The 18206-nt window shown below is 30.1% G+C and carries 17 protein-coding genes; 4 read left to right on the top strand and 13 right to left on the bottom strand.

Features of this window, described 5'->3' with window-relative positions; genetic code table 11:
* Positions 1-181: 181 nt before the first annotated feature.
* Positions 182-637 (bottom strand): hypothetical protein, encoded by a 456-nt coding sequence (locus tag B5G32_RS04660; RefSeq protein WP_087935987.1) that lies wholly within the window; start codon positions 635-637, stop codon positions 182-184.
* A gap of 202 nt (positions 638-839) precedes the next feature.
* On the bottom strand, positions 840-1436 hold the full coding sequence (locus tag B5G32_RS04655) for a recombinase family protein (RefSeq protein ID WP_087935986.1): 597 nt from the start codon (positions 1434-1436) through the stop codon (positions 840-842).
* Positions 1437-1841: 405 nt separating this feature from the next.
* Here B5G32_RS04655 and B5G32_RS04650 point away from each other — a divergent pair, with 405 nt between their 5' ends.
* Positions 1842-3401: an AAA family ATPase gene (locus tag B5G32_RS04650; RefSeq protein WP_087243441.1), complete on the top strand. Its 1560-nt coding sequence runs from the start codon at positions 1842-1844 to the stop codon at positions 3399-3401.
* 195 nt (positions 3402-3596) lie between these two features.
* Positions 3597-5153, top strand: coding sequence for an AAA family ATPase (locus tag B5G32_RS04645; protein WP_087935985.1), 1557 nt, complete (start codon positions 3597-3599; stop codon positions 5151-5153).
* A 39-nt stretch (positions 5154-5192) separates the two neighbouring features.
* Here B5G32_RS04645 and B5G32_RS04640 read toward each other — a convergent pair whose 3' ends face one another.
* The 7 genes from B5G32_RS04640 to B5G32_RS04610 all read right to left on the bottom strand — a co-directional run bounded on the left by B5G32_RS04640 (position 5193) and on the right by B5G32_RS04610 (position 12864).
* Positions 5193-6386, bottom strand: coding sequence for a ComF family protein (locus tag B5G32_RS04640; RefSeq protein WP_087935984.1), 1194 nt, complete (start codon positions 6384-6386; stop codon positions 5193-5195).
* Position 6387: 1 nt separating this feature from the next.
* A complete protein-coding gene (locus B5G32_RS04635) occupies positions 6388-7497 on the bottom strand; it encodes a DNA-processing protein DprA (RefSeq protein WP_087935983.1) in 1110 nt (369 codons plus the stop codon).
* A gap of 120 nt (positions 7498-7617) precedes the next feature.
* Positions 7618-8892, bottom strand: coding sequence for a coiled-coil domain-containing protein (locus B5G32_RS04630; RefSeq protein ID WP_087935982.1), 1275 nt, complete (start codon positions 8890-8892; stop codon positions 7618-7620).
* Positions 8889-9956 (bottom strand): hypothetical protein, encoded by a 1068-nt coding sequence (locus tag B5G32_RS04625; RefSeq protein ID WP_087935981.1) that lies wholly within the window; start codon positions 9954-9956, stop codon positions 8889-8891. The genes B5G32_RS04630 and B5G32_RS04625 overlap by 4 nt, the downstream gene beginning before the upstream one ends.
* Before the next feature lie 337 nt (positions 9957-10293).
* Positions 10294-10917 carry a PD-(D/E)XK nuclease family transposase gene (locus tag B5G32_RS04620; RefSeq protein WP_087935980.1) on the bottom strand — a complete coding sequence of 208 codons (624 nt, stop codon included), beginning with the start codon at positions 10915-10917 and terminating at the stop codon, positions 10294-10296.
* A 290-nt stretch (positions 10918-11207) separates the two neighbouring features.
* On the bottom strand, positions 11208-11618 hold the full coding sequence (locus tag B5G32_RS04615) for a GNAT family N-acetyltransferase (protein WP_087935979.1): 411 nt from the start codon (positions 11616-11618) through the stop codon (positions 11208-11210).
* Positions 11599-12864 (bottom strand): HD domain-containing protein, encoded by a 1266-nt coding sequence (locus tag B5G32_RS04610; protein ID WP_087935978.1) that lies wholly within the window; start codon positions 12862-12864, stop codon positions 11599-11601. Before B5G32_RS04610 ends, B5G32_RS04615 begins: the two co-directional genes overlap by 20 nt.
* A 123-nt stretch (positions 12865-12987) precedes the next feature.
* On the opposite strand from B5G32_RS04610, the gene B5G32_RS04605 reads away from it, so the two are divergent.
* Complete coding sequence (locus B5G32_RS04605) at positions 12988-13506, top strand: ferritin (RefSeq protein WP_087935977.1); 519 nt, start codon at positions 12988-12990, stop codon at positions 13504-13506.
* Between the two features lie 64 nt (positions 13507-13570).
* On the top strand, positions 13571-14383 hold the full coding sequence (locus B5G32_RS04600) for a purine-nucleoside phosphorylase (RefSeq protein ID WP_087298323.1): 813 nt from the start codon (positions 13571-13573) through the stop codon (positions 14381-14383).
* 24 nt (positions 14384-14407) lie between these two features.
* On the opposite strand, the gene B5G32_RS04595 is transcribed toward B5G32_RS04600, so the two are convergent.
* The 4 genes from B5G32_RS04595 to B5G32_RS04580 all read right to left on the bottom strand — a co-directional run bounded on the left by B5G32_RS04595 (position 14408) and on the right by B5G32_RS04580 (position 18046).
* Positions 14408-15319 carry an NAD-dependent epimerase/dehydratase family protein gene (locus B5G32_RS04595; RefSeq protein WP_158093970.1) on the bottom strand — a complete coding sequence of 304 codons (912 nt, stop codon included), beginning with the start codon at positions 15317-15319 and terminating at the stop codon, positions 14408-14410.
* 59 nt (positions 15320-15378) lie between these two features.
* On the bottom strand, positions 15379-16179 hold the full coding sequence (locus tag B5G32_RS04590) for an ABC transporter permease subunit (protein ID WP_087935975.1): 801 nt from the start codon (positions 16177-16179) through the stop codon (positions 15379-15381).
* 6 nt (positions 16180-16185) lie between these two features.
* Positions 16186-17061 carry an ABC transporter ATP-binding protein gene (locus tag B5G32_RS04585; RefSeq protein WP_087935974.1) on the bottom strand — a complete coding sequence of 292 codons (876 nt, stop codon included), beginning with the start codon at positions 17059-17061 and terminating at the stop codon, positions 16186-16188.
* A 181-nt stretch (positions 17062-17242) separates the two neighbouring features.
* Positions 17243-18046, bottom strand: coding sequence for a PD-(D/E)XK nuclease family transposase (locus tag B5G32_RS04580; RefSeq protein ID WP_087935973.1), 804 nt, complete (start codon positions 18044-18046; stop codon positions 17243-17245).
* Positions 18047-18206 lie beyond the last annotated feature (160 nt).

The raw sequence follows: 18206 nt of genomic DNA, 5'->3' as shown, positions 1-18206 counted from the left end.
TATCTATATATTATAAACATTTTTATATTGAATTACCAAAGATACAATACCTTATTTTATCTCTATTTCATAGATTATAACCATCTAAAACAATAATCTTTTTATATACATAAATCAAACTTATAGTAATGGTATTGAAAAATAGTGTCCTTGCTTGTTATAAATAAGAATATAAACTCTTTTATTTATGATATTTATCAATCACAGAATATATGAGTTCCACTAATTCCAATGCACTCCTAAAAAATCTGGTTTTATTTGTTCTAAGCCACGTCATCTCTCCTTGCCATGAATTGTTCTGCCTATACATCACTTTAACCGTAAAAATATCTTTACTTTTTTTAGGATACATTAACGAATGATTTAAATGTTTTTCAAAATTATCTCGTTTTAAATCCTGATAATCTAATTGAACATCAAGGGATTGATTTTTTATAATCACATGATGATTTCTTTCATCATATTCAGGAATATTTAAATCTTTCATGATTTGATCCATTATTAATATAAGTTCTGTTAAATTATGAAACTGGATACTTTTCTTTAAAACTGGACTATGTAAATCACCACAAACCACACCATTTTCATATGATAAAAGTGCAATTGTAAAATACATTTCTTTTGTAATAAATGACACATTTTTCAACACCTTTCTCCATAAAATAAAAATGAACGATAAAGTAGACATTTTCACGCATACTTTTTGTTTTATATTTCGTCAAAAAATCATACTTTTTTAATATTTTTTCACTCATGAAAAGCTTATTTTTATTATAAGTTCATCGAACGATAATGTCTACTTTTTAAAGGCAAAATTGCAAAATAAAATCTCTATATATCTACTCATGTGACCATCTTAAAAATGTGTTTTGAGAGATTCCTAATATTTGAGCAGCCTGCCGAGAATTAATTTCACTTTTTTCCCATTTTCCTTTTACATCATCAAAATTATCAGGGATATTTTTCCTTGGTCTACCAAATTGTACGCCTCTACATTTAGCAGCATGAATTCCTTCTTTTTGCCTTTGTTTAATATTCTCTCGCTCAATTTGTGCAACATAGGCAAGAATCTGTAAAACTAAATCTGCAATAAATGTTCCAATCAAATCATTATTTTGACTTTTTCTTGTATCTAATAATGGCATATCCAAGACAACAATATCAGCCTGTTTTTCTTTTGTAATGATTCTCCATTGATTCTGTATTTCATCATAATTTCTTCCTAATCTATCAATAGATAAAATAACAACGACATCCCCTTGTTTTAATTTTTTCATTAAACGATGATATTGTGGTCGATTAAAATTTTTCCCACTGATTTTATCCGTATATATATTCCTCTCCACAACCCCAAATTCTTTTAATGCTAGTAATTGTCTGTCTTCACATTGATCTTTAGACGATACTCTGACATACCCATATATATTTCTTTTCAATTTATGTCCTCCTTATTAACTATAGAAAATGAGTCACAATGAAATATCAAAAGAGCATTCTTGCCATATTTAGTATAATCAAAAAAACGAATATTTAACGTTTTTTATTCAAATCACAAATATAACTTCATACTTATTGTCTATTTCATCATACGGCTTGTTTAAAGTATATAAAGACTATTTCTTGTTTGTGAAAAGAGTTTTGAATATACAAACATAGCAATCAGTTATTTATATGCATTATGAATGAGTTCTTTATGTTTTTGATATCTTATCATCATTGTATCTATAAACAAATATAGTAATAAATTTCAAAAATACTAAACAATTGACGACATGTATAATCATGGTATTTTAATCATATAAATGGTATAATGAACAGGAAAAGAAAGCAGGTGAAGATGTATGGGATTATATCTCAATCCAAGAAATGATAGTTTTCAACAAGCAATCAACAATCCTATATATGTAGATAAATCATTACTGATTAACTATACAAATCAATTAATAGGTACCGGTGATAATAAGTTATGTGTATCAAGACCTAGACGTTTTGGAAAGAGTACAGATGCCAATATGCTTGTTGCCTATTATTCTAAAGGTTGTGATTCTCACGATATTTTTGACTCATTAAAAATCAGTCAAACTGATCATTATTTAAAACATCTTAATCAGCATCATGTCATTCATATCAATATGCAGGATTTTTTAAGCAAGACTCATGATATCAATAAAATGATCTTACTTCTAGCCAAACTAATATTTAGAGAAATCAAGAAAGCTTTTTGTGATGTAGATTATATTGATTCATCTAATCTTGTTCAAATCATGGAAGATGTTTATGTTGAAGCGAGTGCAAGATTTATTTTTATCATAGATGAATGGGATTGCATCTTTAGAGAGTACAAGCAGGATAAAGAAGCACAGAAACAATATCTTGATTTCTTAAGAAATCTGTTGAAAGATAAACCATATGTAGAATTAGCCTATATGACAGGGATATTGCCTATTAAGAAATATGGAACACATAGTGCCTTGAACATGTTTAAGGAAATATCTATGTTAAATGCAACACCGTTAGAATCTTTCATGGGATTTACTGAACAGGAAGTTTATGACTTATGCTTGAAATATAATATGGATTATAATGAGATGAAAAAATGGTATGATGGATATCGCATGTCAGATGACATTTCTGTCTACAATCATCGTTCTGTTGTTTATGCTCTTATGGATAGAAAGTATGAAAACTATTGGACATCTACTGAAACCTATGAAGCCTTGCAGGTTTATATAGATATGAACTTTGATGACTTGAAGGATAATATCGTTCAACTTTTAGCAGAAGAAAATGTGCCTGTTCAGACAACATCATTCCAGAATGATATGACAACGTTTAAGTCAAAGGATGATGTTTTAACACTTTTGATACATCTGGGATATCTAGGATATAACAGTTCAGATCATACGTGTTATATTCCTAATAAAGAAGTTGTTGATTCATTTGTTAATTCTATTAGAAGTTCTGACTGGCATGAAACCACAAAGGCATTATTAAACAGTCGTGAACTTTTAGAGGCAACATGGAGACAGAATGAAGAAGCTGTCGCAAGATATATCGAAGAAGCACATTTAAACACATCAATACTGACTTACAACGATGAAAATGCATTGTCATATACACTCGCTTTAGCATATATTTATGCAAGAAATCATTACACGATGATAAGGGAGATGCCTACAGGTAAAGGCTTTGCAGATATTGTTTTGATTCCATATCGAGATAATCCAGCTATGATTATAGAGCTGAAATGGAATCAAGAGGTCAAAACAGCAATCGACCAAATCAAAGAGAAAAAATATCCAAAAGGATTAGAGAAATATAAAGAGAACTTACTGATTGTCGGAATTAGTTATGATAAGAAAACAAAGAAACATATTTGTCATATTGAAAAACACCAATGAGAGATAATGCTTATTGGTGTTTTTTCTATAACACTATAATCTTTTTTCAAAAGCTTTTACATACAATATAGAATTTATATTCTTAAAAAATCAACAAATCACCAAATCCATAAACAATTTACAACATATATAGTCATAGCATATCAATGAAATAAATGATATAATGATGAGTGAAAAGAAAGCAGGTGAAGATATATGGGATTATATCTCAATCCAAGAAATGATAGTTTTCAACAAGCAATCAACAATCCTATATATGTAGATAAATCATTACTGATTAACTATACAAATCAATTAATAGGTACCGGTGATAATAAGTTATGTGTATCAAGACCTAGACGTTTTGGAAAGAGTACAGATGCCAATATGCTTGTTGCCTATTATTCTAAAGGCTGTGATTCTCAATATATTTTTGATTCATTAAAAATCAGTCAAACTGATCATTATTTAAAACATCTTAACAAACATCATGTTATTCATATCAATATACAAAGTTTTTTAAGCAACACACACAACATTGATAAAATGATCCAACTATTAACAGCGAGAATTCTAAATGAGTTCAAACAAGAGTATTCAATCACGTTCTTTGATGAAACAAATCTTTCATTATCGCTAGAAGACATTTATGCATCCACAAAGAATCAATTTATTTTTATTATAGATGAATGGGATTGTATCTTTAGAGAATATAAGCAAGATAAAGAAGCACAGAAACAATATCTTGACTTTTTAAGAAATCTATTGAAAGATAAACCTTATGTAGAATTAGCCTATATGACAGGGATATTGCCTATTAAAAAATATGGAACACATAGTGCCTTAAATATGTTTGAAGAAATCTCTATGATTGATCCGGGATTATTACCTGAATTTATGGGATTTACTGAAGCTGAAGTTCAAGATCTTTGTATTCAATATAACGTTAGTTATGATGAAATGAAACAATGGTATGATGGATATCATCTTACAGATGAGATTTCCACTTTTTCACCTAGATCAGTCGTCATGTCTCTGACTAGAAAAGAATTTGGCAATTACTGGACTTCTACAGAAACCTATGAAGCTTTAAAATTTTATATAGACATCAATAAAGACGGACTCAAAGATGATGTGATTAAAATGTTAGCTGGTGAAAATGTTCCTGTACAAACATCATCATTCCAGAATGATATGAGCACTTTTGAAGTCAAGGATGATGTGCTTACATTATTAATACATCTTGGTTATCTAGGATATCTAAAAAAAGAAAAACAAGCCTATATTCCAAATAAAGAAGTGATTGACTCATTTGCGAATTCTATTAAAAGTTCCAACTGGCATGAATCGACAAAAGCACTATTAAACAGTCGTGAACTTTTAGAGGCAACATGGAGACAGGATGAAGAAGCTGTCGCAAGATATATCGAAGAAGCCCATCTCAACACATCAATACTGACTTACAATAATGAAAACGCCTTAGCCTACACATTATCATTGGCATATATTACAGCTAGGGATGATTATACAATCATCAGAGAAATGCCTACAGGAAAAGGCTTTGCTGATATTGTTTTGATTCCTTATCGAGATAAACCAGCTATGATTATAGAGCTGAAATGGAATCAAGAGGTCAAAACAGCAATCGACCAGATCAAAGAGAAAAAATATCCAAAAGGATTAGAGAAATATAAAGAGAACTTACTGATTGTCGGAATTAGTTATGATAAGAAAACAAAGAAACATATTTGTCATATAGAAAAACACCAATAAGGATTTTATCTCATTGGTGTTTTTCTTATGATCAGTTCATCAACAATCTTCCCTATTCATCATATCATAACTTCCATCATATAATCTGTTTCTCTTCTTTAAACAAAAGATTCCTAATCTTAAACTCATCATGCTTTTTTGATCAGGATGTGAATAGTAATGAGGACATCCAAATAGTAATTTATGTGTTTTTCTATAATACATCAGTTCCATCGGTTCCTGACAATATGAACAAACTAATTTTTGATAAGCAAAGGGTGATTCTGTCATTTGACTCACTGCAATAGCTAAAGCAATCACTTTATTTGCTCCTGCTTCATACAATGTTTTCATAGCTTCAATCATTGTTGAACCAGAAGAAAAAACGTCATCAATTAAAATAATATTTTTCCCTTTCACATCCCCATTCACACGAAAAACACCTTTAACAGTTTTTCTTCTTTCAGCCAAATCATTTCCTTTTTGTGAAAAATCACATTGGCATGACAAGAAATCTTTTAACATCAATCCATCTTGTGCATTGCGTTCAAGTTTTAAACTCAAAAATCTTTGAAATCTTTTCTTTTCAATATCTTGTGGTTTAGGTGGTATATATGTCAAAGTATCTATTTTTTCTTTTTTACGTATATCCATAATTGCTTCATCAAAAAATATATCTATGATATCTACATATTCATGTTTAAATTTCAATATCATATATGATAATGCATCATCTAATAAATATTGATGCTTCTCTGGATAATAACGTCCTCCAAAATATAACTCTGTAAGATATTTTTTTCCATCATCACTAACAATCTCAGTTTGACAAGACAACAATGATCCTTTTTTATTTTCAAATGTAAGTACTTCTCCACTATATCCCTTATCTTTTTCTGATAATACATCTATTAACGAATCAATTGAATCAACCACAAAATCCGGCATATATTTTAAATCTTTTTGTTGAAGATGCCCAACAAATAAAGTTCCAATACGATAACTCATCACTTTCTTTAACCATGTCATATCTCCACTTATCACAATTGCTTCATAGGATTGACACTGTGCCATTATTAAGAAATTCGCAATCAAAGCATCTAAATCAATATTTTTATCAATGTCAAGTGATTCTATTTTCAAAACATCAACACCCAAAAGATGCTGATAAGGAAAATCTATATATTTTTGATTTAAAGACTCACAATCAAGAATAATCAGTTTTAAATGATTGATTTGTGTCCATTTCCACATATTAAAATTCCTCCTGTTTTTGATGTTGAATGATCTTCATCATATCATCATAAGTTTCAAATACATATGCACCTTTATCTATATATTTTTGTGGCCACTGTAAAGATGAATCATCAACAATATATTGAGGTATAAAAACATATCTGCCTTGTCGTAAAGCATAGTCTGCCTGCTTCAAAGTGCCACTGTTTTCACTTGCTTCCATAATCACAGTCCCTATTGATAATCCACTCATAGTTGCATTACGCTTTGGAAAATTCCATCTATTCACATGCTGACATGGTGGATATTGTGAAACAACCAACCCTTCTTTTTCAATTGTAAATTGTAAGGTCTGATTTTCCTTTGGATAATATTCATGTAGTGATGTGCCAATGACTGCTATTGTTTGTCCTTTGTTTTGCAAAACAGTCTGATGCACCACCGTATCAATTCCTTTTGCTAAACCGGCATTCACAACAAAACCATCATCCACTAATGCTTTCACCAATTGTTTTGTCTGTTCAATGGCATATGGAGATGCCTTTCGACTTCCTACAACACATATAGACTTTTGATACAGTAAATTGACTTGACCATTGACAAATAAAAATAGTGGAGCCTCTTTTGTATCAGCAAGTTGTTGAGGATACTTGTCTTCTCCTTTTTTTATAATGTGTGTATTGGCTGGTAATTGTGTAAAAGCTTTTTTGATTTGTAAATAGCTATTATAAAATTCTTGTTCTGTGATATGAAATTGAGAAGCTAAAAACGGAATATTTATTTTTAAACCTGCATGAAAATCAAAATGATAGAATTGCTTAATCTGTTGGATAAAAGCCAATGTTTTTTTATCACTATTATCAAAATATTGCTGGATTGTATAATACAATATCGCATCTCTTACAGAAACTTGATTAATATTGAATGATTCTTGTGAATGTTTCATCTTATAATAATCATCTAAATCACTTTTTAAAAATAACATAACTGTATGACTTTGTTTAATAGGTTGAATCTGTTGACTTTGGACAATCTGACAAAAAGCTTCATAAGACATACCTAAATATTCAGCCGCTTCCTTTGATGTATAAATATTTTCCATCACTTTTAAAATATCTTTTCTATCCATCTCATCACCTGCTTTATTGATGTTTCTATTTTCAATTATATATAATAAGGTTAAAAAAACAAGTTGAAATCAAGTTCTCACTTTCTTACACAAAAAAGAACGAATCTATTTCGTTCCTTTTTAAAAAAAGTATTTTCTAAATTGTCTGTAAATCTGTCGACAGGCATTTTGATCACTTGGTGTCGATGAAATCGCAGATTGATATCTTGGATTATCAAAAAACATAGCCACAGGATGCTTGTTTTTTTCATCTTTGATTGTGATACCATAGCTTTTTAATTTATATATATCATAACTGCTAATTAAAGCTTTCAAAATACAATTTAAATATTCCTCTCTAATGCCATCTTTCGTATTTTGTTGGAGAATATCTTCCAATAGACTCATATCAAGATTTCCAACATTTTTCTTTTTCACATCATCTTCCAGCATATTTAAAAGAATATCTTTCTGTTCTCCCTGATAGTATTCTTGAATATCACCTTTATTTAAAAGACCATATTGATTTTGTAGACTCATTTGTTCTTCTAACATTTCATTTTGCATTTTCAATAATTCTACTTCATTTTCTAATTGACTGATTAATTCACTGTATTTGATTTTTTCATTCTCTAATTTTTCCATTTCCTGATCTAACTGATAAATTGTTTCTTCTTCATAATCTTGTGCATGATTTTTTAATTCTTCCAGATATCTTTTTTGTAAACTATGAAAATCATAACTTGTTCCATACCGTCTTTGTTTTAAATACAGACTCAGATGATGAAGAATACGTTGTTGTAATTGATCTTGGGATTCTTTTTTAAAAAAGCGATATGCCTTATAATCATGATTCAAATAATAGAGAATCACTCGGCTTTGTGAAGGAATGAGCTGACAATGTTCTTTCATCCATAATGAGACATCATATGATGTTTCATACATAACATGAGCTATTCCTCTTAACTGTCCGGCAAGATAATCAGGATCAACAATCTGTTCATAATTAATATAAACAATAGGTAAATTCTCATAAGTTTCAAGCCATTGCATGACTTGTTGACAATGATCCATATCAATTGCTATAGGGCTATCACTGATAGGAATTCTACTCGTTTGAAGCAATTGATGTGTTAATAAATAATCAATATAACGATATCCTTTTTGATATCCCTCATTATGAATACACAAACCACCATCTTTTTCATTATATATGTATTCCATACGATGATACAAATGAATCACAACACTTCGATCTTGAGGATACTGATAGATATCAAAATAATCTTCAATAATTCTTTTCTGTTGTAAATTGAGATTATCATATTGAATATCATAGACTTCAAATAATGATTCTATAAACTGTGGTATTGTCCATTTTTCTTTGAGTTTTAAATAAGTTGAAAATGATTTCATATTGAATCTCCATTCTTTTTTAAAATTGCATTTAAAATATCCAGACGGCGATAAATTTCCTGTGTTGTTTCTAAATCATGAGCTTTATGTTGAATATACTGAAGAAGACAATCATGATAGCTTGCTATTTTGTCCATATGATCCACATATATCAAAGCATCATGATATTGTCCCACCTGCATTAATTTTTGATTTTGTTTTTGGGCCTTTTGTTTATCTTCCATTAACATATGATATATATCTTTCAGTTCATCCACTTCGATTTGTTGACGTTTGATTTCTTTTTTAAATTCTTCTTGATAGTCATAAGCATTTTTCATTGTCATATTTTGTTGATGAAGAATTTGATTTTGATAAAGCTGTTCATAAGAAGGCATATGATTTTTATATTTTTTAATGATTTCATTTCTCAACAGTTCATTTAATTCATAAATCTGATATAAACTTTGACGTTTTTTATTCAATTGAAATATACGGCTTTCATGATCATCAATTATTTCAATATATCCTTCTTCTTTTTGATTTTTACAATAACAGACATGCGCTAAGCCCAGCATCTTTCTTGCAAGAAGATTTGCATCTATATATGTGGTATGCATATAAAGAATCGGTAACTGGTGTTCCTGAACTTTCATAGCTTCAATATCTTTAACATGATGTGCTTTATAAGAAAGCGGATAAATATCACTTTTTATATAGGGCGATACTAATATGTTTTTAAACAAAACGGGAATAGATACAGCTAATATATAACGTGAATCATGAGATGTTTCTTTAGAAAAACGTAAATATATTTTTTCTTCTAACATATCATATATCACTTCTACTATAAAATGTGTATTTTTATCATTATCCTGTGTAGAAAAATAAATCGTAAAATATTTTTCATCAAAAATCTGAAGCTTTAAATGTTTATGATCCACTTCATATTCAAATGGAAAAGTTTTTTCTATATATAATCCTTCCATTTTATTTTTAGAATGTTCCAGCCAATCCCATAAAAAATCTATTAATATATCTTGATTTAAATTTTTTGTTGGAAACACAGCATAATAACAAAGCATTTGCCTCACCTTCCTTTGTTTTAGTATATCATAATTCCTGACAAATAAAGACAATTTTATCGAAATCAACACAGAGATTCTTTTTTATCCCTATTCAAAAAGTTCTATGATATAAGCTATAACTGCTTATCATAGAACTTCTCTATTTTTTTATTACATTCTATTATTTATCATGGAGCACTAACTTATAAAATTCTTCGTAACTCATATTCATTAAGATATGATCTTGGATTTTCTCTATCTGCTGTTCATTGCACTCCTTGACCCATTCAAAATTCATGCCTGGAAATTTCTTCAACAGAATTTGAATAAGACTTTTCATTTCACCTCGTTTTTCTCATTTTTCCATCATATCACACATAATTTTCTTTCCTCCTTCTTTTTGTTTAAAATATCTGACTCTTTCTTTCAAGACTTCATCATACATATCTTCATGATTTTCACATCTTAAATCATGCATCAGCTTCCCTAAGGGTGTTTCATCTTCCTTGGTGACATTCATATAGATGATATGTACCTTATCTTTAAATGCTTCTCCATCTTCTCCATACCTCTGGATATGATTTTTCAATCTGTTTGTTTCTAGAACATCCTTTTCACATATGAAAATAACATAAATCTCAGGCAACTTTTCCCACTTCTCATTGACATATGACAGACTGCTATCCAATATGCTGGCATGGAACCTCGCTCTTAAAGGTGAAGCATTCTTTAGACTTCTTTCCATTTCCACATCAATAATATTCCCATTCTCTGTTGAAGCTACTATATCCATAATGACTGTTCTACCATGAAGATTTCTGTATTCATCCTGAATATGCCATTCTGTAATGGAAATATCCTCTTCAAAAATGATATTGAATAATAATTCAATGCAGTGCTGATCATTGAAGATAACTTTCATAAAGATATCATCAATAGGTCTTAATGCTTTCACAAATTCAAGATATTCCTGATTCATTTTGATTATTCCTCCTTTGATTTTTTTATAGTTTCAATATCCTAGATATTTAAGGAATGATAATCAGGAACCCTTCACTTATCTATATACGCATTATTTTGACATTTTTCTTTTTTTCAGGACAAAAAAGTAAAAAAACATATCTTTCTAAGACAAATATATCATAATATTTGCTGATAGTAAATATTGTGGTATATGAAACATTGATATATAGTCCCTATATATTCAAATGATTTTACTTTTTATTCAAAAAAAGTCAATGAACAACGGTTCATTGACAATGATACATATTATAATCTTTTTTCCATATGAATATGAGGACAAAATTCATCTAAATATTCCTCACCATATGCTTGAAAACCGTTCTTTTCATAGAATCCCATAGCACCCACCTGGGCTGAAAGTTTAGCTTTTGGATAACCAAGTTCTCTGGCTTTCTTTTCTAGTTCATGTAAGATATAACTTCCTAAATGTTTATGTCGTTTTTCTGGAATCACTGCAATTCTCCCAAAAACAATATCTCCCTTTTCATCAAACATACGGGCACATCCTACAGGTGTACGATAATCATAAATAACCAGATGCCAACTATGTTCATCTTGCTTGTCAAATTCATTTTGAAATCCCTGTTCTTCAACAAAGACTTTTTCTCTAATCATTTTTGCTTCTTCAGGAAGCTTATTAAAAAATTGATAATTCATCTTTAATCTCCTTTGGGAAAAATACTTTTTGATCTGATTTAAAACGTTTTGAATTTAAGATAGCTGAAACAATCTCAGATTTCATTGGTAATGGTGATAGACACCCTTCGCTATCTAAAATTTCAATTTCACTTAATTCTCCACTTTCACCATAATGCAAATATGGAATTTGTTTTTGATTATCACTGACAATATAATAATCCGGATGATATCCTTTGGCTTGGGCAATTGCTTTGATAGACATGAGGTCTTTTTGACTTTTCAATTGTTTATATTTAAATAAATGACGATTTAAAAATCTTGATGACAGATCACTTAAAATGAAATCTTTTTCACGTGTAAATTCTTTAAAATAATATAAAATAACAGCTTCATCTAAATCAACAAAATCACTGACCTGAAAACGGTGTTCCAACATGGGAATTAAATAATGTAAATGGGTCTGGAAAACGTAACCATCATAGTATAAATCTTTGACTCTTTGAAAAACACTTTGTAGAAGATGTTCATAACTACGAGCTGTCGGATGATAATACACCTGCCAGTACATATGGTATCTTGCCAGAATATAATTTTCAATAGCTTGAACTCCAGATTCTTTATACACAATTTTCCCATCACGAATACGCATTGTACGCAAAATACGTGACATATCAAAATGTCCATAAGTCGTTCCACTCATATAAGAATCCCTTAATAAATAATCCATGCGATCAGCATCTAACTGACTGGATACCATTTGAATTAAAATGCGATTAGGATGTGTATGTTGAATAATACTTGCGACATCTTGTGGCAGCTGTTTATATAACGATACGAGAATATCGTGAACTTCACTTTCTTCTAAAATCATTCTGACTGTCATATCTTCATGATTTTCTTCAAAAACACCTTCAAAAGAATGAGAAAATGGACCATGTCCGATATCATGCAGTAATCCCGCACACATCACACAAAGCTTATCATAATCACTTAAAGTATTTGTTAAACACTCTGTTTCTAACATGCGTCTGACAACCTGATACACACCTAAAGAATGGACAAATCTTGAATGTTCTGCACTTTGAAAAACCTGATAAGTTCCTCCTAATTGTTTGATTCTTCGAAGCCTTTGCATTTCCTTAGAATTAATCAAACGCCAGATGATCAAATGATCAACATGAATATAATCATGAATAGCATCACGTATGACTCTTTTTTCATTAAGTTCAATTGATTGTAGTCTAAAATCCTCTTTAAAATTCATAGCCTCACCTTCTTATATATATTGTATCAAATTTTGATTCATAAAGTCCATAATCTTAAATGTTGAACATTGTTTTTGTATTCTATCAGGTATATAATGAGACATATAAGGAGGAATGAAAAAATGTTAGATCAAAAAGTTGCTGATTTATTAAATGAACAAATTAATAAAGAAATGTATTCTGCTTATTTATATTTAGATTTTGCTAATTTTTATACGCATAAGGGTTTAAATGGTTATGCCAACTGGTATAATATTCAAGCTAAAGAAGAAATGGATCATGCTATGGGTATTCTTCAATATTTACAGGATAATGATTATGCTGTAACATTATCTGCTATTGATAAACCTGATAAAGAATTAAACCATCTTGATGATCCATTAAAATATGGATTAGAACATGAACAATATGTCACAAGTTTAATTCATACAATCTATGATGCTGCATATGAAGTGAGAGATTATCGTACAATGAAATTCTTAGACTGGTATGTCTCTGAACAAGGTGAAGAAGAAAAAAATGCAACTGACCTATTAACACAATTTGAATTGTTTGGTCATGATCCTAAATCACTTTATTCATTAAATAATGAATTGGCTCAAAGAACATATACACAGGCAGCAATCTTAAATGCTGACTAAAGACCTCAAAAAGGTCTTTTTTTTCATGCACAGTTTGTTTATAATGAAAACAAGGAGGAGAGTTATGTATACAAAAATTAATGAAGCTTATGAATATATCCATTCTCGCTATAATGGGAAAATTGATATTGCGATTATTTTAGGATCTGGTTTAGGTCCATTGGCTGATGAAATTGAAAATCCAATCATTATTGATTATCAGGATATTCCTCATTTTCCAGTTTCTACTATTCCTGGACATGAAGGAAAACTTTATATTGGTACCATTGCTGGAAAAACAGTCTGTGCCATGAAAGGACGCTTTCACTATTATGAAGGGCATGATATGGATGTTGTGACATTACCTATTCGTGTATTTGCGAAACTAGGCATTCCTTATTTATTTGTTACAAATGCTTGTGGTGGAATTAGAGAAGATTTAAATCCTGGACAAATCACTTTAATTTCAGATCATATTGGATTTATGGCACCTAGTCCATTACGTGGTCCTAACTTAGATGAATTTGGTCCACGCTTTAAAGATATGACAGAAGTCTATTCAAAACATTTACAGGAAATTGCGAAAAAAGCAGCCCAAAAAACAAATGTTTCTCTTAAAGAAGGTGTTTATTGTTTCTTTAAAGGTCCAATGTTTGAAACACCTGCTGAAATTCGTGCTTTAAAAGCAATTGGTGCAGACATGGTTGGAATGTCTACAGTTCCTGAAGCGATTGTCGCTAGACATTCTGGTATGACAACTTTAGGTATTTCACTTGTGACAAATAAAGCGGCTGGTTTAGGAAATAGCGAATTAAATCATCAGGAAGTCATGGAAGCTGCCAATCAGGCTGAAATCAATCTTGTAAAACTTGTCAAACAAACTATTCAAGATATGTAAAAGAAAACGATGAGAATCAAAATCTCATCGTTTTTCATTTTGACTAAAGACTGGATAAAAAGCCTGATAAGTCTTACTTAATCCGACATTTAGTGGAGTATAAGATAAACCTAATTCTTGAACAATCTTTTGTCCATTATAAGATTCCATTTCTTCTTGAAAAATAGGATATGGCAATGGATATTGTTGTTCAATGGCTTCAACTAAAGAATGTTCTTCTATACTGACATCAGACTGACAAGTTTTAAGAATTTCATTCATAATAGAATAAGTCACTTGTTCATCATTAATAACATTATAGATAGTATTATAAGCTTTCTTTTCGACAACTTTTTCAATCGCACTGACAACATCTTTCACATAGACAAGCTGAAAAGTACACTGAGCATCCTTAATTGAAAATAGAGGCCATCCTTTCACTGCTCTTTCAATCAATACAGATTCTCTAGGTGCATAATTGAATGGACCATAAATATTGCCTGGTCTTAAAATGGTATAAGGAATATGATATTCTTTTGATAATGACTGTAATTCTTGTTCTAATTGAACTTTTCCTAAAATATAAGCCCCTGTCTCCCCTTCAAACTGACGTGTTTCAAGGGGATGCTGTTCATCTTTGTCAAGACCTGTTTGACGCTGATACACATCAACAGTGCTGATCAATATATAATGACGAATCTGACCAGGAAAGGACTGAATCACTGTTTGAATATCACCTTTTTGATAAGCACACAAATCAATAACTGCATCATAATCTTCTTTTGGTAATTTTTGCCAGGCATCCAAATCATGACGATCCAAAATATATTCCAAGACACCATAATCTTTCATAGAATAATGTCCTCTATTAACCAATGTCATATCCCATTGCTTTGATAAAGACATGGTTAAAACACGTCCTAAAAAATAACTACCACCAATAACTAATACTTTCACAAATATCCCACCTTTGTCTTCATTATATAGAAAAACCATCATAGGCACAACATATATGCCTATAATGGTAAATCACGTTTTTTAAAAAGACATTGTCCAATCCCAAACAACAGCAAAGCACTCACAAAAAGTATAAATACATAAACAAATGCCTGATATTCTCCACTCGATAAACTTTGAGGATCAAATAAAGTTAAGGGTGTCAAATAATCAAGAATTTCAAATTGTTGACTGACATCAGATAACATTTGAATTAAAATAAACACAATACCTAATCCAGCACCAAAGCCAATAGATAACTTAGCTTCATTAAACAAAGCACAAGATAGATAACATAAACTTCCCAATAAACAATGGATACCTAACAATCCTATATTGACAGATAAAAAGGAAATCATATCTATACTCGCATCTTTAACCATCAACCAGGCATAAATAGAAATAAATCCAAAAGCATATATCACAACAATGACCAATGCTGTTAATAAAACCATCAGCTGTGTCATCATGAACTGTTGGCGACTTAAAGGTGTTGCCAGTAAATAAGCCATAGATCCATGATCTACATATTGACCAATCAAACGATAACATAAGATCACACTTAATAAAAAAGGAAAAACAATAAGTATAAATCCATATAGATAATTTGTAATAAAATCTAAAAGTGTTGTCGCTATGTTCATCATACCAAATGCCGCAAAAATTTGTGGCATAGATTTTGCTAATATTTCCAGACTACTATTCATATCTGGATCATACATAGCAATAATAATGCTTGAATACATCGTTATCACAACAAGAAAAAGCAAAAGAATTTTATAATTTGATTTTAATTCTTTTTGATATAAAGTCCAAGACATCTACCATCACTCCCCATAATATTGTAAAAAGATTTCTTCTAATGATTGTGAGCGAATATTCAGATCATTCACCTTATAATGAGATAAATCTTTAATAAAATCATCAATATGTCCTTGAAGCATTAAAGACACATAACATTCATTTTGCCTGGCATCAGGATATTTTTGCATAAATAAGTTTGCTTCCTGTAATGAACTGAATTGAATTTCATAATGTTTATAACGATTATGTTTAAGTTTTTCCATATCTTCAATAGCTACAATTTGACCAGCTTTAATAATAACCACACGATCACAAATATTTTCAATCTCTTCAAAAATATGTGAAGACATGAGAATTGTCTTTCCCTGTTGTTTGAATTGTTTCATCAATTCTACAAACTTTAATTGCATTAATGGATCAAGTCCACTTGTAGGTTCATCTAAAATCAAGATTGGCGGATTTTGCATAAATGCTATGACTAAACCTATCTTCTGTTTCATTCCTTTAGACATACGTTTGATTGGAGCTTTTGCATCCAATTCTAAAAATTGCATCAATTCATAAGCATAACTCAAATCTTGCATTCCCTTCAGTTTAGCAATCAATTGAATAAAATCTATTCCTGTCATATCATTAATAAATGACATTTCACCTGGCAGATAACCTACCATTTTTTGAATCTGAGCAGCATCCTGAAAACAATCTAAACCATGAATTTGAACAATGCCACTATCTGGTTTCATAAATCCCATCAAATGTCGAATCGTTGTTGTCTTCCCACTACCATTAGGTCCTAAAAATCCCAATGTTTCTCCTTGTTTGATTTGAAAACTCATATTAAAAATACCACGTTGACATCCATAATCCTTTGTCACATGATCAATTGTTATGATATTCATTCTATTCCCCTCCCTATTTCTATTTTACTCTCTTGTCAATCTTTCACAATAAAAATATGATGTTCACTTTTTAATACTTAATAAAATAAAAAAGATAGTCATTTTCCATCATTCAACGATTATCTTTCTCACAATAGTATCAACTCATAGAAAGCCATAAATATTTATTTTACATTTTCACTTATGAGTGAATCAAGCGATAAAATTCTTCATAGCTGATATTCATTAAGATATGATCTTGAATTTTCTCTATCTGTTGTTCATTGCATTCCTTGACCCATTCAAAGTTCATGCCTGGAAATTTCTTCAACAGAATTTGAATAAGACTTTTCATTTCTCCTCTTTTTTCTCCTCGTTTTTCTAATTTTTCCATCATATCACACATAATTTTCTTTCCTCCTTCTTCCTGTTTAAAATATCTGACTCTTTCTTTCAAGACTTCATAATACATATCTTCATGATTTTCACATCTTAAATCATGCATAAGCTTCCCTAAGGGTGTTTCATCTTCCTTGGTGGCATTCATATAAATGATATGTACCTTATCTTTAAATGCTTCTCCATCTTCTCCATACCTCTGTATATGATTTTTCAATCTATTTGTTTCTAGAACATCCTTTTCACATATGAAAATAACATAAATCTCAGGTAACTTTTCCCATTTCTCATTGACATATGACAGACTGCTATCCAATATGCTGGCATGAAACCTCGCCCTTAAAGGTGAAGCATTCTTTAGACTTCTTTCCATTTCCACATCAATAATATTCCCATTCTCTGTTGAAACCACTATATCCATAATGACTGTTCTACCATGAAGATTTCTGTATTCATCCTGAATATGCCATTCTGTAATGGAAATATCTTCTTCAAAAATGATATTGAATAATAATTCAATGCAGTGCTGATCATTGAAGATAACTTTCATAAAGATATCATCAATAGGTCTTAATGCTTTCACAAATTCAAGATATTCCTGATTCATTTTGATTATTCCTCCTTTGATTTTTTATAGTTTCAATCTCTTAGATATTTAAGGAATGATAATCAGGAACCCTTCACTTATCTATATACGCATTATTTTGACATTTTTCTTTTTTTCAGGACAAAAAAGTAAAAAAACATATCTTTCTAAGACAAATATA

The organism is Massilimicrobiota sp. An80 (assembly GCF_002159255.1).
In the GTDB taxonomy this organism is placed as follows: Bacteria; Bacillota_I; Bacilli_A; order Erysipelotrichales; family Coprobacillaceae; genus Allocoprobacillus; species Allocoprobacillus merdigallinarum.
The sequence above is the reverse complement of the archived record's forward strand: the minus strand, read 5'-3'. Positions and strand labels throughout refer to the sequence as shown.